This is a genomic window from Bacteroidota bacterium, assembly GCA_036522515.1.
In the GTDB taxonomy this organism is placed as follows: domain Bacteria; phylum Bacteroidota; class Ignavibacteria; order UBA10030; family SZUA-254; genus VBOC01.
Genome location: DATDFQ010000061.1, coordinates 24,990 through 47,523, shown reverse-complemented (window position 1 = coordinate 47,523; position 22,534 = coordinate 24,990). Strand labels below are relative to the sequence as shown.

Here is a 22,534-nt window from a genome sequence, read left to right as displayed (position 1 = left end):
GTCCTCGACTGATGCATACGCGCGGAAAGAGTGATGGCTGCCCGGGTTCCGGCTCAGCCGTGATCTTGATTCTCATGCTCCTCTCGGTGCTCTCCTCCGCATCGGGACAAACTCACTTCAGGTTCACCGCCAACACGGGAAACAACGCAACGGTTGCGACCCCGCTCACGCTGAACCCCAACATCAGCGGCACGCCGCTCGCAGCGGGCGATGAAATCGGCGCGTTCACTCCCGCCGGGCTCTGTACCGGCGCGATTGTGTGGAGCGACACGAATGTCGCTCTCACCGTTTGGGGAGATGACGATCAGACTCCCCAGATCGACGGGATGGCTGCGGGGGAGCGGATTTATTACCGGGTGTGGCAGCGGTCGACCAACACAGAATTCGCATCCGTAAACGTAACATACCTTCAGGGCACCGGGTTTTATGCCGCAAATGCGATTTACATTTTGTCCTCCCTGAGCGCTGTCGCGCCGCCGGGCGCTCCCGGACTCGCTTCGCCCTCGAATGGGGCGACCGGACAGTCCACGACGGTGACGCTCGACTGGAACACCTCACCGGGAGCTGCGAGCTACCGTGTGCAGGTCTCCACTGGCGCCACGTTTCAAACATACGTCCTCGATGATTCGACCGTGACAGGGACAGCGCGCCAGGTGACGGGCCTTGCGAACGGCGCGACATACTACTGGCGGGTGAACGCGAGTAACAGCGGCGGGACGAGCGCTTGGTCAAGCGTCTGGAGCTTCGCGACAGCCGTTTCCGGCCCGGGGGCCTTCAGCTTGACCGTCCCCTCGAACGGAGCCGCAAACCAGGCGCTGACCGGGACGCTTTCATGGCAAAGTTCCACAGGCGCCACCGGATACGACATCTTTCTCGATACGAGCAATCCTCCGACCACGAATGTCAGCTCGAATCAAGCGGGAACTTCGTACGCATACGCGTCGCTCGCCGCCGGCACAACCTACTACTGGAGCGTGACGGCGAAGAACGCCGGCGGAAGCGCGACCGCGACGGGCGCGCCATGGAGTTTCACGACGATCGTCGCAGCACCTGCGGTGCCGTCGCTCTCATCGCCCGCCAACGGCGCAACCGGTCAGCCCACGACGGTGACGCTCGACTGGAACGCCTCACCGGGAGCTGCAAGCTATCGTGTGCAGCTTTCATCCGGTGCCACGTTCCAATCGCTTCTCCTCGATGATTCGACCCTGACAGGGACCTCCCGCCAGGTGACGGGGCTCTCGAACGGAACGACCTACTACTGGCGGGTAAATGCGAAGAACGGCGGCGGAACGAGCGCGTGGTCGGGCGCCTGGAACTTCACCACGAGTGTTTCGCCTCCCGGAGCGTTCAGCCTGACATCTCCCGCGAACGGAGCCGCGAACCAGGCGCCGACCGGGACGCTTTCCTGGCAAAGTTCCTCCGGCGCCACCGGATACGACGTCTTTCTCGATACGAGCAATCCTCCGACCACGAATGTCAGCTCGAATCAAGCGGGAACCTCCTACGCATACGCGGCACTCGCCGCCGGCACAACCTATTACTGGAGCGTGACGGCGAAGAACGCCGGCGGAAGCGCGACCGCAACGGGCGCCCCATGGAGTTTCGCGACGATCGTCGCGGCTCCCGGGGCGCCGGTCCTCTCATCGCCCGCCAACGGGGCGACCGGTCAGCCCACGACGGTGACGCTCGACTGGAACACCTCACCGGGAGCTGCGAGCTACCGTTTGCAGGTTTCCACGAGCGCCACGTTTCAATCATACGTCCTCGATGATTCGACCCTGACAGGGACATCCCGCCAGGTGACGGGGCTCTCGAACGGCACGACCTACTACTGGCGGGTAAATGCGAAGAACGGTGGAGGAACGAGCCCATGGTCGGCCGTCTGGAACTTCACGACGAGTGTTTCGCCTCCTGGAGCGTTCAGCCTGTCATCTCCCGCGAACGGAGCCGCGAACCAGGCGCTGGCCGGTACGCTTGCCTGGCAAAGTTCTTCCGGCGCCACCGGATACGACGTCTTTCTCGATACGAGCAATCCTCCGACCACGAACGTCGGTTCGAATCAGGCGGGAACCTCCTATGCATACGCGGCGCTCGCCGCCGGCACAACCTATTACTGGAGCGTGACGGCGAAGAACGCCGGCGGAAGCGCGACCGCAACGGGCGCACCCTGGAGCTTCACGACAGTCGTCGGGGCTCCGGGGGCGCCGGTCCTCTCATTGCCGGGGAATGGAGCGACCGGACAGTCCACCACTGTAACGCTCTCCTGGAATTCCTCATCGGGAGCTGCGAGCTACCATGTGCAGGTTTCCACGAGCGCCACGTTTCAATCATACGTCCTCGACGATTCGACCCTGACAGGGACATCCCGCCAGGTGACGGGGCTCTCCAACGGCACGACCTACTACTGGCGGGTGGACGCGAAGAATGGCGGAGGGACAAGCGCATGGTCGGCCGTCTGGAACTTCACCACGAGTGATTCGCCTCCCGGAGCTTTCAGCCTTTCCTCCCCCGCGAACGGAGCCGCGAACCAGGCGCTGGCCGGTACGCTTGCCTGGCAAAGTTCCTCCGGCGCCACCGGATACGACGTCTTTCTCGGCACGAGCAATCCTCCGACCACGAACGTGAGTTCAAATCAATCGGGAACTTCCTACGCATACGCGGCGCTCGCCAACGGCACAACCTACTACTGGAGCGTGACGGCGAAGAATGCAGGCGGAAGCACCGCCGCAACGGGGGCGCCCTGGAGCTTTACGACGATCGTCGCAGCACCGGCGGCGCCGATCCTCTCATCGCCGGGGAATGGGGCCACCGGACAGTCCATGACGTTGACGCTGGACTGGAACCCCTCTCCGGGGGGAGTCAGATATCGTGTGCAGGTTTCCACCCTCGTCACCTTCGCGGCGTTGCTCCTGGATGATTCGCTGATCACGGCCACCGCGCGCCAGGTCGGGCCGCTGGCCGATAACACGATCTATTACTGGAGGGTGGCTGCCGCGGGGGTGGGCGGCTGGAGCGACTGGTCGCAGACGTGGGGCTTCGCGACCGGCGTGACGTCCGCTGTTCCGCCGACCCTCGCGTCCCCGCCCGACGGCGCGACGAACCAACCCCTGTCTCCCACGCTCGCCTGGAACGCATCCGCGGGGGCCGATTCGTACGACCTCCAGGTCTCCAGCACGGCCTCGTTCGCGACAATCGTGGAAAACGACACGTCGCTCCCGGTCACGTCGCGAGCGATCGGACCTCTCCAGCGAAACACCGCCTACTTCTGGCGCGTGCGCACGGTCGTTCCGGGCAACCGGAGCGCGTGGTCTCAGATCTGGAGTTTCACCACAATTCCCCCCGCTCCCCCTCCGCCTGCGCTCGCAACCCCGGGTAACGGATCGACCGGGCAACCGGCGGTTGTGACTCTCGAGTGGAACGCCTCTCCGACGGCGACCGCATACCGGCTCCAGCTCTCTCAAAACCAATCGTTTTCGCCGAACATGCTCGACGATTCGTCGCTCGCCTTCACGTCCGACAGGGCGGGGCCCCTTCAGAACAATGTCACATGTTACTGGCGGGTCTGTGCCTGGAACCCGGGAGGCTGGGGCAACTGGTCGTCGGTCTGGCAGTTCACGACCGCTTCCGGGGTTACGCCCGTGCCGGTCGCAACCACCGGTGATACCTCGGGTGTCGGCACGACCTCCGCGCAGTTCAACGGAACCGTGAATGCAAACGGGGTGGCGACGACCGTCAAATTCCAGTATGGCGCCACCCAATCGTACGGATACGAGATACCCGCGGCACAGAGCCCCGTCACCGGCTCAAGCGCGATCCCGGTGAGCGCGGTCGTCACCGGGCTCTCCCCGGGCGCCTCGTACCATTACAGGGTCGTCGCTCAAAACGACTCCGGGATTGCGTACGGGCAGGACCGCTATTTTACGACCCGGTCTCCCGGCTATCCTTCGACGCTGAGCCTCGGAGCGACGGTCCAATTTCCGTCTCACGCGGATCGGGGCTCGTTCACACCGGCCGACTACCGGATTGTCGGACTCCCGGGCGCCACCAACGCGCGCGCCGATTCAATCCTCGGAGGACACTCCGGCGTCGATTGGCAGCTCTACTGGGATAACGGATCGCCCTCAAATTTCATGAGACAGTTCAGCGCTGCTTCACCCTTCAGATTTTCCGCCGGCAGCGCCTACTGGCTCATCAAGAACGGGCCGTGGAGCGTAAGCGGGACCGCCCCCTCCGTTCAGCTTGATAATTCAGGGAATGCCGGGATACCCCTTCATGCGGGGTGGAACCTGATCACAAACCCATTTGTCATACCCGTGGCCTGGAGCGCCGTACAGGCCGCGAATAATGCCCCCGATCCGATCTACGCCTTTAACGGATCGTTCAACGAGTCACCGGCCCTCCAGCCTTATTCCGGATATTATTTCTTTAATGCGGCGAATCTGGCGGTGCTGAAAATCCCCTATCCTTCCGGCGCCTCGATTCCCGCCTCCACGGTCGCGGCGGGAGAAAACGGGGGCGACTGGCGCGTCGGAATTATTCTCAGCTCGCCCGGGGTGACCGACCGGTCGACCCGATTCGGCGTTTCAAGAGGCGCGGATCGCGGGCTTAACCGCTTCGACTTCCGCAAACCCGCGGGGTTTTCCTCCGGCCCGCTCATCTTTTTCGACAGGCCGGAATGGGATTCTCTCTACCCGCGCTTCGCCACCGACATCCGGCCGGAAACCGGGGACCTGGAGGAATGGCGCTTCGAAGTTCTCTCGACGGAGCGGGAGAGGCTCGGCCTTGTTTTCTCGGGGCTCGCGGGGGTTCCGCCGGATTTGAGTCTCGTCCTGATCGATGAGACCGGCGCCGTTTCCGTCGACCTTCGCAAAGACACCGCATACAATTTCATTCACACCGGCGGGAGCATGAAATTCAGCGTCGTCGCCGGGAAGGAGGAAGCAGTGAAAGCGCGACTGGAATCCCTCAGGCCGGGCGGGTTTGTCCTCGGCGACAATTATCCCAATCCGTTCAATCCATCGACCGATATTTCGATCGGGATCCCCTTTGAATCCGATATTGCGCTCGGAGTCTTCGACCTGCTCGGCCGGGAAGTGAAGGTACTCTACAGGGGGAAAATAACTCCGGGCCGGCATACGTTTTCCTGGGACGGAAGAGACCGGTCGGGGAACAGTTTGCCGAGCGGAACGTATTTCTCGCGGTTGATCGCGAACGGGGGCCTGTGGATCACGCGGAAGATGCTCTTGCTTCGATAAGGAGATGATTCGTGATGAGCGTGCAGGTTCAAACCGGAAATCGGGGGGCGAAGAGACCGGGCATCCGGGCGCTCGGGTTGACGGCCCTCCTGCTCCTCTCCCTGCGAGCGCTTCCGGCCGGAGATTCCGGAGTGGCGGAACGGAGTGCGATCCGCAAGGCCCGCCTGATCGGGCAGGGCCAGGGTTCCAATGACTTGACGGTCATGATCGAATATGTCCTCGCGCACGACCAATATGTCAGCCTCAAAATGTTCAATATTCTCGGAACGGAGGTGCTCACCCTCGAGCAGAGCGCCCGGACTGCCGGCGTTCATACAGTCCGGTTCGATGCGAGCGAGGTTCCGAGCGGAGTCTACATCTTCAGGCTTCAGAGCGGCGACTCCGTGTACGACAGAAGGTTTGTGTTGATTCAACCTGGAATGGAGGGAGTATGCAATCATTTGTCCGAAGAACCGGTAGCCTCGGCTGGCTCCTGACGCTTTTGCTGGCCCTGGAGCCGGCGGCGGCCGCGGGGTTTCCCCGGGACGGCGAACTCCGCGCTACGAACGTCCGCTTTGTTCCCGCAGGCGACAGAATTCTCATCCATTACGATCTGTCCGCTCCGGCGGACGCCGAGGTGGAGGTATCCGTGAGCCTGCGAAAGGAAAGCGACTCTTCCTTCAGTTATAGCCCGAAAAATCTGAGCGGAGATTTCGGTCCCGGCCGGTACTCGGGCGTGAACAGGACGATCGAATGGGGTTTCGCAAAGGAATTCCCGGCGGGCCTCGCGGGAAACGACTACTATTTCGCGGTCAGCGTCCGGGAGGTGGCGTCCGGCGGGTTCGGAATGTCCCCGTTGATCGGGGCCGGAGCGGCCGTTCTGGGCGTCGGAATTCTCACGCTCCTCCTTGCGAACAACCACGGGGATTCTCCGGCAGCCCCCGCTCCGGCTTCCGGATTCCCGGCGCCGCCGGGAAGGCCGTAAACGAAATGAGTCACTATCTCCGTCCGGGGGAGCCGGGGATCATCAATCACAAGACAGGGTACCATCGTAACGGCATTAAGGAGGTGGAAGGGGTTATCGAATGAAAACGCTCACGAAACAAGAAACAGCCATTAGGCTGCCCGGACGGGTGGAGATATCCGCCCCCCCGAGGCCTGAATTCTCAAGGGTCCTCACCCCGGACGCCCTCGCTTTTGTCGCTGGACTGGAACGGGAGTTTGGCCAGCGGCGCAAACTCCTCCTTTTGAAACGATGGGAACGCCAGGTGGACATTATCGCGGGCAAGCTGCCCGATTTTCTGCAGGGAACGGCGAACATCCGGAAAGGCGACTGGAAAGTCGCGCCGATCAAGAAGGATCTGCTCGACCGGAGGGTGGAAATCACCGCCCCCACGGATCGAAAGATGATCATCAACGCCCTGAATTCCGGGTCAAACGTGTTCATCGCTGATTTTGAGGATGCCAATTCCCCGACCTGGACCAACATCGTCCGGGGGCAACTCAATGTGATCGAAGCGGTCGACCGCACCATCAGCTTCAGGAGCCCGGAGGGGAAGGAGTACCGGCTGAAGGATGAGATCGCGACGCTCATGGTCCGTCCGCGCGGGTGGCACATGGAGGAAAAGCATGTCACGGTCGACGGCTCGCCGGTCTCCGCCGCCCTCTTCGATTTCGGCCTGTTCATGTTCCATAACGGCAGGGCTCTTACGGAAAGGGGGTCGGGGCCATACTTTTATCTCCCCAAAATGGAGAGCCATCTTGAGGCGCGGCTCTGGAACGACGTCTTCGTGATGGCGCAGGAGAAACTCGGCCTTCCCGCCGGCACCATCCGCGCCACCGCGCTGATCGAGACCGTTCCCGCCGCGTTCGAGATGGACGAGATACTCTACGAACTGCGGGACCATTCGGCCGGCCTCAATTGCGGACGGTGGGACTATTTGTTCAGCATGATCAAGAAATTCCGCCACTACCCGGAGTTCGTGCTGGCGGACCGCTCGCGCCTCGCGATGAGCACCCGGTTCCTCCATTCTTATTCGCTGGCCCTGATCCGGACATGCCACAACCGCGGGGCTCACGCGATGGGAGGAATGGCGGCTCACATACCTGTCAAAGGCGATCAACGGCTCAACGAGGAGGCGATTGCGAGAGTCAGGGCCGACAAGATGAGAGAAGCGGAGGACGGGCACGACGGCACATGGGTGGCGCATCCCGGTTTGGTCGCGGTGGCGAAGGATGTCTTCGACGCCTACATGCCGGGGCCGAACCAGATTCACCGGAAGAGGGAGGACGTGAATATCTCCGCCGCCGATCTCCTGACCGTCCCGAAACCTGTCATCACCGAGCAGGGGATGCGGGTCAATATCCGGGTCGCGCTGGAATACTTCGAATCGTGGCTGAGGGGAATCGGGTGTGTCCCCATCAACAATCTCATGGAAGATGCCGCCACGGCCGAAATATCGCGGGCGCAACTCTGGCAGTGGCTGCACCATCAAACCACGCATCTCTCATCCGGCGGCAAGATCACCCTCGACCTCTACCGCAAGATCGTGACTGAGGAACTGGCCGGACTCCTCTCCGAATCCGTCCCCGGGGAAAGCGACCAGAGGAAATTCAGATTGGCGGCAGAATTGCTCGATAAGCTCGTCGTCGGCAGAATGTTCAGTGAGTTTTTCACCAGCATCGCGTACACATACCTGGAATAGGCGAAAGGAGGAGGTATGAACACCAATCACGAGGCTTCACGAATGCTGAATTCATGGACGCTCGATCCGCGCTGGACTGGAATTCAGCGTCCCTACACCCCGGAGGCGGTCCTCCGCCTGCGGGGATCGATCCGGATCGAACAGACGCTGGCACAAATGGGTGCCGCCCGGTTCTGGAGGCTGCTGCAGAGGGACGGATACGTCCGGGCTCTCGGGGCCTCGACGGGCAATCAGGCGGTGGAACAGGTGCGCGCGGGACTCGAGGCTGTCTACGTCAGCGGGTGGCAGGTTGCCGCCGACTCGAACGACGCCGGCCAGATGTATCCCGACCTGAGCCTCTATCCCTCGAGCAGCGTTCCGAACGTCGTCCGGAGGATTAACAACGCGCTCCGGCGGGCGGATCAGATCGCGCACATGGAAGGAGTCGCCGGACCGATCTGGTTCGCTCCGATCGTGGCCGATGCCGAGGCCGGATTCGGGGGCCCTCTCAACGCGTTCGAGGTCACGAAGGCCCTGATCGAGAGCGGTGCTGCGGCAATCCACCTGGAAGATCAGCTCTCCGCCGCCAAGAAGTGCGGGCACATGGGAGGAAAAGTGCTCGTCTCGCCGGGGGAATTCATCCAAAAACTTGCGGCGGCGAGGCTCGCCGCCGACACGCTTGGAGTCCCGACGGTCCTCATCGCGCGAACCGATGCCAACGGGGCCCGGCTGATTCAGGGAGAGGCGGATCCGATCGATGAGCCATTCCTGACGGGCGAGCGGACGGGCGAGGGATTCTACCGCATCACGGGCGGGCTTGACTGCGCGATCGCCAGAGCCCGGGCGTATGCTCCGTTCGCCGATCTCCTCTGGTGTGAGACGTCAACTCCCGATCTGGAGGAGGCGCGCAGGTTTGCCGGGGAGATCCATTCGGATTTTCCCGACAAGCCCCTTGCCTACAACTGTTCGCCGTCGTTCAACTGGCGCCGGAACCTCAGTCCCGAAACGATCTGGCGATTCCAGAATGAACTCGGGGCGATGGGTTACAGGTTTCAGTTTGTCACGCTCGCCGGATTCCACACGCTCAACGCGAGCATGTTCAGGCTGGCCCGGGAATACCGGGAGGACGGTATGGCGGCCTATTCCAGGTTCCAGGAGGAGGAATTCGAACTCGAGCGGGAGCACGGTTTTGACGCGGTTCGTCATCAGCATTTCGTGGGGGCCGCCTATTTCGACGAAATTCAGCTTGCGGTAACCGGAGGGACAGCCTCCACGGTGGCTCTGAAAGACTCGACGGAAGCCCATCAGTTCAGCAGTTGAATCCGCCGGAGGACGAGGATGAGCGCGAAGTTTATCAAGGAGCTGAACGAATTCCGCCAGCAGCTCGATGAACTCAAGAACCGGGGATCGGACCTTGGGTGGCTCAGGACCGAGCGGCGTCTCCGGTTGCAGTATGTGGTGACGCGTGTGCTGGCCGAGACCTCCTCCCTGCCGGACGCGGTCCATCAGCTCTTGCAATCGATTTGCGTCATCGAGCGGTGGCATCTGGGAATGCTCTGGCGGGTCGACCGCGACAAGAGGCATCTCCGCCTGGCCGGCGAGTGGCACAGCCCGTCCCTCGACGCCTCGACTCTCGTCCCGATCTGCCGCCGGACGTTCTATCCGGAGGGGACAGGACTCCCCGGGTCGGTCTGGGCTTCGGGAAAACCGATGTGGATTTCCGAAGCCGGGGCGTTCGCGAACTGGGACCTGGCTCCCAACCTCGCGGCGATGGGGCTGCACGCGCTGTCGGCCTTTCCGCTCCGGACAAATGAGGGGATCGTCGGGGTCGTAACGCTTTTCTCGCGTGAAAACCGGAAACCGGACAACGACCTGTTGCAGCTGGTCGGGGCGTTGGGCCAGCAGATCGGCGAGATGCTGAACCGCAAGGCTGTCGAGGAGAAGGTTTTGGAGCAGGCCAGGCGCTTCCGCGCGCTCATTGAAAACAGCAGCGATGCGATCGCGCTGATCGATACGGATTTCAGAGTCCTCTACATGGCGCCTTCCGCCGAACGGATACTCGGGTATGCGACGGAAGACGTCGTCGGCCGGGGGGTCTTCGAATTCATCGATCCGGGCGATTCTCAGTATCTCAGGGAGCTCGTGACGAGCATCCGCGACCAGGCGGGGAAATCTGCAACCGCGCAGTACCGGTTTCGGCACAGGGACGGGTCGTGGAGATGGCTGGAGAGCGTCGGGACGAACCTCCTCGCGGACCCCAGCATACGGGCGATCGTTCTGAACAGCCGGGACATCACCGACCGGAAAGACGTGCAGGAACAGTTTCGCCGCGTGGAGGCGGTCAACAGGGAGCTCGAGGCGTTCACCTACTCGGTCTCCCACGATCTTCGCGCGCCCCTCCGCGCCATCGTCGGTTTTTCGAGAATCCTGGTGGAAGATTTCTCCAAAGGGATCGATCCCGAAGCGCAGCGGCTTCTGAACATCGTCAGGAACGGGGCGCTGAGGATGGGAGAGTTGATCGACAATCTGCTGGCATTTTCCCGGATCGGCCGCCAACCGCTGAGCTATTCCGGAATTGATATGACCGCGCTTGCAACGTCGGTCACCGAGGATCTGAAGGAGCCGGATTCCGGGACGGAAGCCCGGGTCACCATCCGGCCGCTTCCGGAGGCGCGCGGCGATCCCGCGCTGATCCGCCAGGTATTCGTGAACCTCATCTCCAACGCCCTGAAGTTCAGTAAGCGGCGGGAGATTCCAGCCGTCGAAATCGGAGGATGCGCCCGGCAGGAAAAGCTGCTCTACTATGTCAAGGACAACGGCGTCGGTTTCGACATGCAGTACCGAAACAAATTGTTCGGAGTCTTCCAACGACTTCACAGCGATAAGGAGTTTGAGGGAACGGGGGTCGGCCTGGCGATCGTGAAGCGGATCATAGACCGGCACGGCGGGGAGGTCAGCGCCGAGGCCACCGTTGGAGGCGGGGCGACCTTTTATTTCACACTTCCCCGGTAACACCCGGAGGGAGCGGGGCGAATGGCCGCTGAAGCACATATCGTAGAGATCCTCCTCGTAGAGGACAATCCAAATGACGCGGAGCTCACGCTCCGGGCTCTCGATAAAAACAAGCTGGCAAATAAGGTCTTTCGTGTGAGCGATGGAGCGGAAGCGCTGGAATTCTTGTTCGGCAAAGAATCGGGAGATCCCCCGCCCGCCGGCCGCATTCCACGGGTCGTGCTGCTCGACCTGAAACTGCCGAAGGTCGACGGATTGGAAGTGCTCCGGCGGATGAAAGCCGACGACAGGACCCGGATGATACCGGTCGTGGTCCTGACCTCCTCCAAGGAGGACCGGGATATCATTGAAAGCTACCGGCTCGGGGTCAACAGTTATATCGTCAAGCCGGTCGACTTCGACAAATTCGTCAGATGCGTTCAGGATCTCGGCCTCTACTGGCTCTTATTGAATCAGCCGCCGCCGCTGCGATGAACCAACCGCTTCGGATACTGCTCGTGGAGGATACCCCCTCCGACGCGGAGCTTGCCGAGCATGAAATGCGGGCGTCGCAAATCTCGTTTCACTCGAAACGGGTCGAGTCGAAGGAAGGATTCCTCCAGGAGCTGAACACGCCGCTGCCCGACATCATTCTCGCGGATTTTACCCTCCCCCAGTTCAGCGCGCTTGAGGCCCTCCGGCTGTTGAAAAGCCTGCGCCTCAGCATCCCCTTTATTCTCGTCACGGGGAGCCAGTCCGAGGAAGTTGCCGTGGAATGCATGAAGGCCGGGGCGGACGACTATATTCTCAAGACGAGTCTCAAGCGGCTCCCTCAGGCCGTCCTGAACGTCCTCGCGAAAAAGCGGGCGGAGAGGGAGAAGCGGGAGGCGGAGGAGGGATTGAGGAGCACGAGCCGCCAGCTCCGGGCCCTCGCGGCACGCCTCCAGAACGCCCGCGAGGAGGAGCGAAAGAAGATCGCGCGGGAGATCCATGACGAGCTCGGACAGATGATGACCGCGGTCAAAATCGACCTCGCGATGCTGGACCGGAAGTTGTCCGGCCGGAACGGCGAGCGCCTGATCGCCCAGGCGAAGGCGGAGATCGCCGCGATGCAAAAGATGGTCGATACGACGATCAAATCGGTGCGAAAGATTGCCACAGAGTTGAGACCCGATGTCCTCGACAACCTGGGGCTCCTGGAGGCGTTGCAATGGCAGGCACAGGAGTTTGAGCACCGGACCGGGATCCCGGCCCGGCTGAACCTTACGGACGCGCCGCTCGAGCTCGATCAGGAGAAGTCGATCGCCGTGTTCCGGATCTTTCAGGAGACCCTCACGAATATCGCCCGCCACGCCAAAGCAAGCGAAGTGGACGTGACTCTTCGCACCGAAGAGGGGAAGCTGCTCCTCGTCGTCGCCGATGACGGGCGGGGGATCACGGAGGAGGAGCTCCAGGGACCCGGCTCGCTTGGGTTGCTCGGAATGAGGGAACGCTCCCATCTCTTCGGGGGGGAAGTCCAGATCGCGCGGGGTAAAGAAAAAGGGACGATCGTGACGGTCACAATCCCCCTCCGCCAGGGTTCTTCCCGAGGGGAGGCACAATGATTCGAATCCTCATCACCGACGATCACCCCCTCATGAGGGAAGGTGTCGCCAAAATCCTCCTGGCGGAATCCGATATGCGGGTGGCCGGCGAGGCCAGGACCGCTGCGGAAATGCTTGATCTTCTCCGGGAGAAGGAGGTCGACGTCCTGGTCCTCGACATCTCCCTTCCCGGAACGAGCGGCCTCGACGCCCTGAAGGACGTTCGGCAGCAATTCCCCAGGCTTCCCATCCTCATCCTGAGCATGCATCCGGAAGATCGTTTCGCCACGCGGGTGCTTAAGACCGGCGCCTCGGGGTACGTCACGAAAGAGAGCGCGCCCGAGGAGCTTGTGAAAGCCATCCGGAAGGTTCACCGGGGCGGGAAATATGTCAGCAACTCGCTCGCCGAGAAGCTGGCCGAAGAGATCGACACAAGTGCGGTAAGACGACCGCACGAATCGCTTTCCGACCGCGAATTTCAGATTCTTCGGATGATCGCGGCGGGCAAGAAGGCCCGAGAAATCGCGCACCAGCTCTCGCTGAGCGTCAGGACTGTCAATACCTATCGCACCCGGCTGCTGCAAAAAATGCATATGAAATCGACCGCGGAACTCATTCACTATGCGCTTGAACAGAAGCTTCTCGACTGATCTCCTCTCCGCTCCCCCCCTTGCCCGGAGCGGGTACAGATCTCACGAGGACGTGAGGCGGAACGCCCTCCCCCCGTGGGTGATCCATGGCGCGTTCATCCTTCTCGCGTGCCAGTTCGCCTATTATTTCACGATCCTGAGGTTCCAGCTCGACGCCGAATACGGGAGATGCACGCTCGCACAACTTACAACCTATCGGGCGGATCTTCCCTTCCAGTACCGCGTGCTCACGATCTGGATCATCAACCTCCTGTCGGGGTTCATCCCGCCTTTCCATGTGGCGGAACAGCTCTGGATCACGCAGAACGTTCCGGCCGGGATCGCCCGGGCGGCCATCGCCCTTGAGTTCGCCTCGGTGGTCGGCGCGCTTCTTGCGTTCCGGTATTATCTCCTCCAGTTTATCCGGGATACACTTGCCGGATCGCTCATGTCGATGAGCCTTTTCCTGGCCCTCCCCTGGGTTTACCTGTTGCCCAGGTATGCGCCCTATTGGGCGCCGTACGACATTCCCGCGCTCCTGATCACGATCCTCGGGCTTATCTGTCTTTCCAGGAAATGGCGGGCGGCTTATTACTGCGTCTTCCTGGTGGGGACGTTCAATCGGGAGACCACGCTGGTTCTGACACTTGCGTATGCTCTCGACGCGTTTGGAAGAGAGCGGACGAGGACCATCGCGATGCACTCTCTCTCGCAGTTCGCCGTCTGGGCGGGTGTAAAATACCTTCTCTTCACGATGTATGGCTCCAACCCGACCGAGGGAGGATCATTGTTTGAAGAACATCTTGCCGCGAACCTGACTCTTCTCCGGAATCCGAAGAGCTATCCGCTGTTTTTGAGCGCCGTGGCGATCTGGTGGCTTCCCGCGCTGGCCGGGTATCGGCTGATCCGCGAGCGCTTCGTGAAACGCACGTTCCTCGCCGCTCTCCCCTTTCTCGGGGCGGCGATGCTGGTGGGAAGCATCCTTGAGGTGCGGATTTTCGGCGAGATGCTCGCGTTCGTCCTCCCCGCCGGCCTCCTGGGGCTCCGGGGTTTGATGTCGGGAGATCTCTTAGATCTCCCTTCCGATTCTCGCCGTACCTCCCTCTCCGCAACCGCAAACCGATAAGCAACCGGCTTGAGGTTCCGGGAGGCCCCCTCCCTGATCTTGTTATCCTGAGTCCCGCCTGCGCGGGATAAACTCCTCTGCTCGTCATCCCGGCATGTTTCAGGCCGGGATCTTTATAGTTCTCCCCTCCATCCGATTACCATTCCACTTTGTCCAACGGCCGATCTCATTCCCCTCTCCGTAGTCCCGCTTCCCAAATTACTACACGGTTTTCATCGCTTTACCGATACCGCAGGCATCTCCGGCTTCGTACCTTGTACACGACGCAAGAATGACACCACAGGAGATACGCTTGGAAACGACTCGAGTAAAAACGGTGCCTGAGGATATGAAAGTACTGATAGTCGACGATTCACCTCTCATCTGCCTTCGGCTCGCAGCCCTCTTATCCGATGTCGAAGGGGTCGAAATCGCGGGCTACACCACCGATTCCGCGTTGGTGATCAGTTCGGTGACGAGCCTCAAGCCCGATGTGGTCATCCTCGACATCCAGCTTGTGGGAGCGAGCGGGATCGACTTCCTGCGTCAGATCAGGAGGGATCATCCCGGTATCGTCGTGGTGATGCTCACCAATCTTGCGGATCCGCGGTACCGGAAGACCTGCCTCGAAGCCGGAGCGGCCTTTTTCTTCGACAAATCGACGCAGATCTTCGAGCTGGCGGCGCTCTTCGAGCGTCTTGCCCAGGAGCCGAAATCCGGTCGCATTGCCGGTCAGAAGAGTCTGGCGCCGTTTGATCCCGATCCGGAGAGGCCTCCCGCTTGAGTGCCGGGCACAACGAACATCAATCATCAACATTCGTAAAGGAGAACTTCATCGTGAAACATCGCATCATCGTCTTACTTCTGGTGTGGGGCGCAACAACCCTCGCGACTCTCACCGCGCATGCCCAGTCGAATCCCTGGGTCAGCGCTTACTATGCCGGCTGGAACCAGGGGTACCTTCCCCCCTCGGAAATCGACTACTCCGCCGTGACGGATATTATCCACTTCGCTCTCGTGCCGCAAACCAACGGCTCTCTCGATTATCTGAGCAACAGCATCAGCCCGGCGAACTCCGCCGCGCTGGTGCAGGCGGCCCATGGCGCCGGCAGGAAGGCGCTGGTCTGCATCGGCGGATGGAACACCGAGGGTGGATTCCTGGGAGCGACAAGCGGCGGAACGATGAACACCTTTGTTTCGAATATCGTCTCGTTCACGACGAGCCGGGGATACGACGGGGTCGACATCGACTGGGAACCGTTGAATGCGGGCGACGCAAACCAGTATGTCGCATTCATCACCGCTCTCCGGACTGCCCTGGATGGGGTGAGCCCCCGACCGATGCTCACCGCGGCAACCGGATGGCAGCCCGCGATCATCGCGCAGGTTCAGTCGAAGCTCGACCAGGTCAACATCATGACCTATGACATGTCGGGCCCCTGGCCGGGCTGGGTGACGTGGCATAATTCCCCGATCTATGACGGCGGGTTCAAGTTCCCGAGCACCGGCGGGTACGTCCCTTCGGCGAACGGAATGGTGGACGATTTCGTGTCCGGCGGAATTGCGGCGAACAAGCTGGGCATCGGGATCGATTTCTACGGCTATGTCTGGAGTGGAGGCACGGGAACGCCTTCAGGAGGAGCTACGGCTCCGCGCCAGAGCTGGTCGGCCGCCCCCTCGCTCCAATCAAATGTGCCGTACTACACGATCCTTCAGAATTACTACCAGTCCGCGAACGAGCGGTGGGATTCGAGCGCGCAGGCCTCGTATCTTAGTTTTGACAACGCGGGTTCGACCGGCGACATGTTTATTTCCTATGACAACGAGAACACCTGCCGGAAAAAAGTCGAGTACGCCCGAAGCAAGGGAATCGGCGGAATCATCATCTGGGAGCTCGGCGGCGGGTATCTCCCGGGGACGTTTCCGAACCGGGACCGGCTGCTGCAGGCGGTGAAGCAGGCGATCGGCGGCGGGACTCCCACCCCGGCCCTGCCGGCTCCCCCGGCGCTCGCCATGCCGCTCAATGGTACCACCGGAATGGCGACTGCGGCAACGCTCTCCTGGAGCGCTTCCACGGGCGCCTCGTCCTACGGACTGCAGGTCGCGTCCAACACGTCCTTTGCACCCGCGATCGTGAATCAATCCGGGCTCGTTCCGCTCTCATCGGCCGTGAGCGGGCTTGCCAACTCCACCACGTACTACTGGCGCGTCAACGCCACGAATAGCGCCGGAACGAGCGCATGGTCGAGTGTGTACAGCTTCTCGACGGCCGCGACGGCGCCGGTCGCACCCGCAGCACCCATCCTGGCCGCGCCGGCAAACGGGGCGACAGACGTCCCAACGACTCCCTCGCTCTCGTGGAATTCTTCAACGGGCGCGTCTTCGTACCGTCTCCAGATCTCCGCAAGCCCGGCTTTCTCGACAATAGCGGCGGACCAGAGCGGAATCCAGGGCACCGCTTCAAGCGCAAGCGGCCTGGCCAACAGCACGCTCTACTACTGGCGGGTCAACGCCACGAATAGCGCCGGCACCAGCGGTTGGTCGACTGCCAATAGTTTCACGACCGCCGCAGCCCAACCGGCGACATCCGACCTCTGGGTGTCTCAGGACGGATTGCTTGCGCCATGGATCGACGCATCATGGGGCGCGACGGTCGATTTTTCGAACAGCGAGCAGCATTACAGCGGGGCAACTTCGATGAAGGTCGTCCAAAGCGCATGGGGAGGGTTGAGCGTGCACTCGGGCAACTGGGGAGCGCCCGTCAACGTGAACACCTCGTCTTATTCGAGCGTCAAACTTGCGATCTTCTCGCCTTCGGGGGGAGTCTCATTATCGCTCCTGTTCGAAAACGAGCTCGGCACGGCCTTTCCGCGCGTCAGCTACGGAGCACCGGCGGCCGGCCAGTGGGTCCAGGTATCGATCCCGATGAGCCAGCTGAATCCGGGCGGGCAAGTGGTAAGCCGTCTGGATATCATGGACATGAGCGGTTCGGCGCAGACCTTCTATGTGGATGACGTCCGGTTCGGGGGAACGGCTGTTGCCTCCGTCCCTTCCGTCCCGGCACTCAGCGCCCCGGTAAGCGGAGCCTCGAACGTTGCTACGAACCCGACGCTGGCATGGAGTGCCTCCACGGGGGCATCATCGTACCGGCTGCAGCTTTCGGTCCGAACGGATTTTTCGTCAACCGCACTCGATCAGAGCGGCATCGCGGCGACCCAGGCGACGGCTCCCGGGCTCGCAACCGGAACCACCTACTACTGGCGAGTGAACGCGACAAATTCCGCGGGAACGAGCGGTTGGTCGAACACGTTTTCGTTTGCGACGCAAGCCTCCGCGCCGAATGCGCCGCCCGTCCCGACGCTGGTTTCACCGGGCAACGGGGCGAGCAAGGTCTCCGGCAGCACGACCCTGACGTGGAACCCGGCGGCGGGAGCGAGTTCATACCATCTGCAGGTCTCGGCCAGCAGCGCCTTCTCGGGCCTCGTCTCGGATCAGGCGGCGCTGACAGCGGCTTCCTTCGCGTTGACCGGCCTCTCAAGCAACACAACCTACTACTGGCGGGTGAATGCGTCGAACGCCGGCGGGACGAGCTCGTGGTCCGCGGTCTGGTCGTTCAGGACTTCAAACAGGCGGACTTTTGTTTCCGCGTATGGAACTGCTTCGGTGCAGCAGGTAGAAGAGGGGATTCCGCAATCGTACGCCCTCAGCCAGAATTTTCCGAATCCGTTCAACCCATCGACGACGATCCGGTTCGAGCTTCCGGAGGCGGGGCATGCGACACTCAAGGTCTATAATTCGCTCGGCCAGGAAGTGGCGACCCTACTCGACGGAGAGCTCGGCGCCGGCACGTTTCAGGCCGTCTGGAATGCCGGCGGCATGCCAAGCGGCACCTATTTCTACAGGCTCGATGCCGGCAGCTTCACGCAGAGCAAGAAACTTGTACTCCTGAAGTAAGGAACGTCGCAGGCAACAAGAGGGGCGACAGGGCATTCACGCCGTTCTCCGGCGAATCCACCAGCCAGCATCGGGCGAAAGCCTGATGCTGCTTTTATTCTCACACCCCGTTCTCGTACCGGTGCAGCTTGTAGAGCAGGGCTCTCCGGCTCAGGCCGAGCACCCTCGCCGCCTTCGACCGGTTATCCTGCACCGAGGCGAGCGTCTGGAGAACGATCGCCTTCTCCGCTCCCTTGAGCGACGTTCCGACGGGAATGCTGATCTGGGAGGATGGTTTCCTGCTTCCGTTGATCTTCTCGGGCAGATACTTTGGATGGATGACGTCCTCCAGGCACATGACGACCGCCCTCTCCACGACGTTTTTCAGCTCGCGCACGTTACCCGGCCAGTCGAACCCGGTCAGCATTTCCACCGCATCGGGAGAAAACGACTGGCCGGTTCTCCCGTATCGCTCGCCGAACACTCCGAGGAACGCCTCAAGGAGGATCGGGATATCCTCCCTCCGCTCCCGGAGAGGCGGAATAAAGATTTCAATGACGCTGAAACGGTAGTAGAGGTCTTCCCGCAAGTCCCGCGATTTCAGGGCGGCCGACACGTCCCGGTTCGTCGCCGCCAGTGTCCGGACGTCGACGCGTATCTCCTCAGTCCCCCCGAGCCTGCGGAAACACTTCAGCTCGATCGCGCGGAGGAGCTTCACCTGAGTCTCCGTGTGCATTTCGGCGAGCTCATCGAAGAACAGCGTTCCCCCCTCGGCAAGCTCAAAGCAACCCGCCTTTTTCGGAAGAGCCCCGGTGAAAGCCCCTTTCTCGTGGCCGAACAACTCATTCTCAATCACATCCTTGGGAAGCGCTCCGCAATTTACGGCGATGAACGGCTTGTTCGCCCGGTCGCTCTGCGCATGAATCAGCCGTGCGACAACCTCTTTGCCGGTCCCGCTCTCCCCGCTGATGAGGACGGCGGTCGGAGATTTCGCGACCAGCGCAACCGCCGACCGGATCTCGCCGATGGACGCACTCCGTCCCAGGAGCACCGGTTCGACCCCTTTCGGTGTCCGGGCTTGAGACCCCCCTTCAGAGGGGGACGCTTCGTGAACGAGAACTCCAGAATCCAGGTTCATGGTGCGAAGTGAGTTCGGCTGTTTTATGGAAGATAATCCGGTTTCCGGTGAACCACAATCGGCGGAAATGAGTAATTTTTGCCTACCCGATGGAGGCTAGTCGGGCGGGCGTACCTTCTAGTTATTTCTCATGAGGGGGTGAGATCGGAATACCCGTTCTCAAACGCATAGCGGACGAGCGCGGCGGTGTCGTGAATATTCAGCTTCTGCATGAGGTTATTCCGGTGCGTGTTCACCGTATTTACGCTGAGGAAGAGTTTTTCGGCGATTTTCGGTCCCGAGAGTCCCTGCGCGATGTGCCGTAATACCTCCGCTTCGCGGGCGGTCAGGCGATCGCCGGCCGTTTCCCGCTGCGGTTTTTCGGCCTTCGCCTTTTTGATGAACCCGTCGAGGATGAGTTTCGACATGCCCGGGCTAAAAAAGCTCTCGCCGGCCGCGACCGCGTGCACCGCGGCAAAGATCTCTCTCTTCTCGGCGCTTTTCAGGACGTACCCGTTCGCGCCCGCACGGATGATCTCATACAGATAGTCTTCGTCCTCGTGGATCGTCAGGATCAGGATTCTGCTTTCGGGATTGTCCCGCTTTATGATGCGGGTCGCTTCGATGCCGTTGATTTTCGGCATCGAGATGTCGAGAAGGACGATGTCGGGCCTGGTTTTCGCGGCCAAACGAACCGCCTGTTCCCCGTCGCGGGCCGCCCCCACGACGGTAAACTCCGGGGAACTCCGGAACAGCGCCCGCAGACCGCTTCGAACCACTCCGTGATCGTCCGCAAAGAGGACTTTGATCTTATTCATGAGAGGGCCCGGTGGCTGCCGGGATTTCGATCCGGATGTGCGTCCCTTTGCCCGGCGCAGATGTGATCTTGCACGAGCCATGGAGAAGCTCCGCCCTTTCCTTCATGTTCAGGAGTCCGAGCTTGTACCCGCGCGTGGAGTTCGCCGACGGCCTGTCGACTTCGAAGCCGCGGCCGTTGTCGCGGATATCGAGCCGGACGAATCCGTTTTCGCGGCCGAGCCGGACCAGCACTTTTTTGGCATGCGCGTGTTTGGCGACATTGGAGAGGCCCTCCTGGGCGATCCTATAGAGCGCCAGCTCCACGTGCGATCCGACCCGGGCGGCGGAAGGCGCCTTCATCTCAAACTGCGCCCGGGTGGCGCGGTTGACTTGCTGAAAATCCTCGCACAAGAGCCTCAGCGCCACGTGCAGGCCGATCTCGTCGAGAGCCGCGGGCCTGAGATGAGCTGCGATGCGGCGGACCTCCCTGATGTTGATGTTGATTTGCCGCTTGATGTTCTGCAGTTTTGAGCGCAGCCTGGGGTTCTGTTTCACTTCCTGCTCGAACGCGCCGATGTGGAGCTTTGTCGCGCTGAGCCGCTGGCAGACGTCGTCGTGCAGTTCGTGGGCGACGCGTCTCCGCTCGGCCTCCTGCGCGTCGAGAATCCGCTCCGGCAGCGCCCGCAGCATTCGCTCGGCCTTCTTGCGCTCCTCGATTTCGCGCTCGAGCCTCGTGTTGAGCACCGCGAGCTCCGCAGCCCTGCGGCTCAAATCCGTCATGACCTCGTGGTAGCCCCTGTGAGTCATCTCGTACGGCGAGAGGCTCTCCTCGAAAAAAGCGCCCCCGAGCCTCGCGATGCGCGCGCCCTCCGGACCGGAGCCTGCCCCGAGAATTGATTGGACAAGAGCCTCCTGGTGCACATGGGCAAGGTCGAGACAGCCCACCCCCGATTTGATCGCACGCCGCCCGAGTTCGTAGGCGTGCTGCAGCGCGGACTCTCCGGCGCCGGAGACGTAATTGCTCAATCCCTTTGTGTAGTCGTCCGTCAGTTCCTTGTGCTGATCGTTCATGTCCGCAATCCCCCATATTTGAGAACCAGCACGAGAGCGTCGTCCGTCCCTTTCCCAAAATCCGCGCAAATTCTGTCCGCCATTTTCTGAGGGTGCTCCGAGGGGCTCAAGGCCGATGCGAACTCCCCTGCCACCCCGTCGGTGGCGAATACCAGGACGTCGCCCTCGCTGAGAGCGAGGCGAGCCGGACGAAGATGCGGGAGGTTGTAACCGACGACTCCCCCGTTGAGCATCAAATGTTCGATCCCGGGACGATCCTTCCGCAGGACAACGGCCTCGACGTTCCCTACGCTCATCCAGGTCGCGGTGTTCTCACGAAGATCTATCGAGGCAAGGCTCATGACCACTCCGCGCGTCCCCTTCAGCTTCCCGTGACAACGCGCGACCAGACTCTCGAGCGTGCCGTGCGGGTTTTCCTCCAGCACGTCGACCGCGATCCGGGAAGCGTCCGCCGCCGCGCTGCCATGCCCGAGGCCGTCCACGACACCGACGAGTAATTTGTGGTCGAACTGTTTGACGATGTGCAGGTCGCCCGACCTGGCTTCCCCTGCGAGAGGAAGTTCGGCGATTGCCCAGTCGAGCGTGGAGTGTTCGGTGAGGAGGGTCATCGCTCGTGCAATACCCACTTTTTCATGGTGACCGTCGTTCCCTCGCCGACTGCCGACGAGATCTCAAACTCGTCCATCAGCCGGCGCGAGCCCGGAAGACCGATTCCGAGCCCCCTGCCCGTGGTGAAACCGTCCTGCATGGCGAGGTCGAGGTCCTTGATCCCCGGCCCGTGATCTCTCGCCACGATCATGATCCCTCCGTTGACGCTATGATGGACCCGCCGTATCACGAGCTCCCCGCCCCCCGCATATTGGAGCATGTTTCTCGCCACCTCCGAGATAGCCGTGGCGATCACCGTGGGCTGGCTTCCATCGAACCCGATCTCCCGCGCCATCAGCCGTCCCTGCTCGCGGGCGGTGACGATGTCGGACTCCGATCCGATGGAGACCCGAACCTCATCTTCCACGCGCCATGGCTCCCTTTGCCCGAAGGTTCAGCTGGCTGAGGCCTTCCTCAAGGTCCAACGCAGTCGAGATCCCTTCGAGTGTCAACCCGAGCTGCACCATCGTAAACGCCACCTCGGGCTGAACCCCGACAATCACCATCTCGGCGCCCCGCAGTTTGATCATATGAGCCAGTGATCGAAGAGTCTGGGTGGCGAAGGAATCCATGACGTCAAGAGCGGTGAGGTCGACGATCACTCCGCGGGCGCGATACCTCCCGACCTGTCCGGTCAACTCATCCCGGAGCTGCAGCAGGTCTTCGTCAGTCAGGGCTGACTGAATGATCGCAATGAGATACTCGCCCTGTTTAAGGATCGGAACCCGCATTCTGTTCCCC

At 61.6% G+C, this 22,534-nt stretch carries 18 protein-coding genes; 12 read left to right on the top strand and 6 right to left on the bottom strand.

The genetic code is table 11. The features are described from left to right. Positions 1-59: 59 nt before the first annotated feature. The 12 genes from VI215_13260 to VI215_13205 all read left to right on the top strand — a co-directional run bounded on the left by VI215_13260 (position 60) and on the right by VI215_13205 (position 18,180). Positions 60-5,255, top strand: a complete 5,196-nt coding sequence (locus VI215_13260; protein ID HEY6193285.1) for a FlgD immunoglobulin-like domain containing protein — start codon at positions 60-62, stop codon at positions 5,253-5,255. A gap of 14 nt (positions 5,256-5,269) precedes the next feature. Beyond that, a complete protein-coding gene (locus VI215_13255; protein ID HEY6193284.1) occupies positions 5,270-5,731 on the top strand; it encodes a T9SS type A sorting domain-containing protein in 462 nt (153 codons plus the stop codon). Next, positions 5,686-6,219 (top strand): hypothetical protein, encoded by a 534-nt coding sequence (locus VI215_13250; GenBank protein ID HEY6193283.1) that lies wholly within the window; start codon positions 5,686-5,688, stop codon positions 6,217-6,219. The genes VI215_13255 and VI215_13250 overlap by 46 nt, the downstream gene beginning before the upstream one ends. A 100-nt stretch (positions 6,220-6,319) precedes the next feature. Continuing rightward, on the top strand, positions 6,320-7,939 hold the full coding sequence (gene aceB, locus VI215_13245; protein ID HEY6193282.1) for a malate synthase A: 1,620 nt from the start codon (positions 6,320-6,322) through the stop codon (positions 7,937-7,939). Between the two features lie 15 nt (positions 7,940-7,954). After that, positions 7,955-9,238, top strand: a complete 1,284-nt coding sequence (aceA, locus tag VI215_13240; protein ID HEY6193281.1) for an isocitrate lyase — start codon at positions 7,955-7,957, stop codon at positions 9,236-9,238. Positions 9,239-9,256: 18 nt separating this feature from the next. Next, positions 9,257-10,930 (top strand): PAS domain S-box protein, encoded by a 1,674-nt coding sequence (locus tag VI215_13235; GenBank protein ID HEY6193280.1) that lies wholly within the window; start codon positions 9,257-9,259, stop codon positions 10,928-10,930. A 21-nt stretch (positions 10,931-10,951) separates the two neighbouring features. Continuing rightward, on the top strand, positions 10,952-11,404 hold the full coding sequence (locus VI215_13230) for a response regulator (protein ID HEY6193279.1): 453 nt from the start codon (positions 10,952-10,954) through the stop codon (positions 11,402-11,404). After that, positions 11,401-12,513 carry a response regulator gene (locus VI215_13225; GenBank protein ID HEY6193278.1) on the top strand — a complete coding sequence of 371 codons (1,113 nt, stop codon included), beginning with the start codon at positions 11,401-11,403 and terminating at the stop codon, positions 12,511-12,513. The genes VI215_13230 and VI215_13225 overlap by 4 nt, the downstream gene beginning before the upstream one ends. Further along, positions 12,510-13,142 carry a response regulator transcription factor gene (locus VI215_13220; protein HEY6193277.1) on the top strand — a complete coding sequence of 211 codons (633 nt, stop codon included), beginning with the start codon at positions 12,510-12,512 and terminating at the stop codon, positions 13,140-13,142. Before VI215_13225 ends, VI215_13220 begins: the two co-directional genes overlap by 4 nt. Beyond that, complete coding sequence (locus VI215_13215) at positions 13,114-14,247, top strand: hypothetical protein (GenBank protein ID HEY6193276.1); 1,134 nt, start codon at positions 13,114-13,116, stop codon at positions 14,245-14,247. Before VI215_13220 ends, VI215_13215 begins: the two co-directional genes overlap by 29 nt. A gap of 328 nt (positions 14,248-14,575) precedes the next feature. Then, the gene (locus VI215_13210; GenBank protein HEY6193275.1) at positions 14,576-15,010 is read left to right on the top strand and encodes a response regulator transcription factor; all 435 of its coding nucleotides are present in this window, start codon (positions 14,576-14,578) and stop codon (positions 15,008-15,010) included. Between the two features lie 53 nt (positions 15,011-15,063). Beyond that, a complete protein-coding gene (locus VI215_13205; protein HEY6193274.1) occupies positions 15,064-18,180 on the top strand; it encodes a glycosyl hydrolase family 18 protein in 3,117 nt (1,038 codons plus the stop codon). A 100-nt stretch (positions 18,181-18,280) separates the two neighbouring features. Here the strand turns inward: VI215_13205 and VI215_13200 are convergent, their stop codons facing one another. The 6 genes from VI215_13200 to VI215_13175 form a co-directional block, all read right to left on the bottom strand. After that, positions 18,281-19,297, bottom strand: coding sequence for a sigma-54 dependent transcriptional regulator (locus VI215_13200; GenBank protein ID HEY6193273.1), 1,017 nt, complete (start codon positions 19,295-19,297; stop codon positions 18,281-18,283). Positions 19,298-19,425: 128 nt separating this feature from the next. After that, positions 19,426-20,094 carry a response regulator transcription factor gene (locus VI215_13195; GenBank protein HEY6193272.1) on the bottom strand — a complete coding sequence of 223 codons (669 nt, stop codon included), beginning with the start codon at positions 20,092-20,094 and terminating at the stop codon, positions 19,426-19,428. Beyond that, positions 20,087-21,145 (bottom strand): ATP-binding protein, encoded by a 1,059-nt coding sequence (locus VI215_13190; GenBank protein HEY6193271.1) that lies wholly within the window; start codon positions 21,143-21,145, stop codon positions 20,087-20,089. The genes VI215_13195 and VI215_13190 overlap by 8 nt, the downstream gene beginning before the upstream one ends. Further along, positions 21,142-21,753 carry a SpoIIE family protein phosphatase gene (locus VI215_13185; protein ID HEY6193270.1) on the bottom strand — a complete coding sequence of 204 codons (612 nt, stop codon included), beginning with the start codon at positions 21,751-21,753 and terminating at the stop codon, positions 21,142-21,144. The genes VI215_13190 and VI215_13185 overlap by 4 nt, the downstream gene beginning before the upstream one ends. Then, positions 21,750-22,160 (bottom strand): anti-sigma regulatory factor, encoded by a 411-nt coding sequence (locus VI215_13180; protein HEY6193269.1) that lies wholly within the window; start codon positions 22,158-22,160, stop codon positions 21,750-21,752. Before VI215_13180 ends, VI215_13185 begins: the two co-directional genes overlap by 4 nt. Further along, the gene (locus VI215_13175) at positions 22,150-22,524 is read right to left on the bottom strand and encodes an STAS domain-containing protein (protein HEY6193268.1); all 375 of its coding nucleotides are present in this window, start codon (positions 22,522-22,524) and stop codon (positions 22,150-22,152) included. The genes VI215_13180 and VI215_13175 overlap by 11 nt, the downstream gene beginning before the upstream one ends. Positions 22,525-22,534 lie beyond the last annotated feature (10 nt).

Coding starts and splice junctions, on each gene's coding strand:
- VI215_13255 (HEY6193284.1), top strand. CDS start 5,270: ATGAGCGTGCAGGTTCAAACCGGAAATCGGGGGGCGAAGAGACCGGGC.
- VI215_13250 (HEY6193283.1), top strand. CDS start 5,686: ATGCAATCATTTGTCCGAAGAACCGGTAGCCTCGGCTGGCTCCTGACG.
- aceB (HEY6193282.1), top strand. CDS start 6,320: ATGAAAACGCTCACGAAACAAGAAACAGCCATTAGGCTGCCCGGACGG.
- aceA (HEY6193281.1), top strand. CDS start 7,955: ATGAACACCAATCACGAGGCTTCACGAATGCTGAATTCATGGACGCTC.
- VI215_13235 (HEY6193280.1), top strand. CDS start 9,257: ATGAGCGCGAAGTTTATCAAGGAGCTGAACGAATTCCGCCAGCAGCTC.
- VI215_13230 (HEY6193279.1), top strand. CDS start 10,952: ATGGCCGCTGAAGCACATATCGTAGAGATCCTCCTCGTAGAGGACAAT.
- VI215_13225 (HEY6193278.1), top strand. CDS start 11,401: ATGAACCAACCGCTTCGGATACTGCTCGTGGAGGATACCCCCTCCGAC.
- VI215_13220 (HEY6193277.1), top strand. CDS start 12,510: ATGATTCGAATCCTCATCACCGACGATCACCCCCTCATGAGGGAAGGT.
- VI215_13215 (HEY6193276.1), top strand. CDS start 13,114: ATGCGCTTGAACAGAAGCTTCTCGACTGATCTCCTCTCCGCTCCCCCC.
- VI215_13210 (HEY6193275.1), top strand. CDS start 14,576: ATGAAAGTACTGATAGTCGACGATTCACCTCTCATCTGCCTTCGGCTC.
- VI215_13200 (HEY6193273.1), bottom strand. CDS start 19,297: ATGAACCTGGATTCTGGAGTTCTCGTTCACGAAGCGTCCCCCTCTGAA.
- VI215_13195 (HEY6193272.1), bottom strand. CDS start 20,094: ATGAATAAGATCAAAGTCCTCTTTGCGGACGATCACGGAGTGGTTCGA.
- VI215_13190 (HEY6193271.1), bottom strand. CDS start 21,145: ATGAACGATCAGCACAAGGAACTGACGGACGACTACACAAAGGGATTG.
- VI215_13185 (HEY6193270.1), bottom strand. CDS start 21,753: ATGACCCTCCTCACCGAACACTCCACGCTCGACTGGGCAATCGCCGAA.
- VI215_13175 (HEY6193268.1), bottom strand. CDS start 22,524: ATGCGGGTTCCGATCCTTAAACAGGGCGAGTATCTCATTGCGATCATT.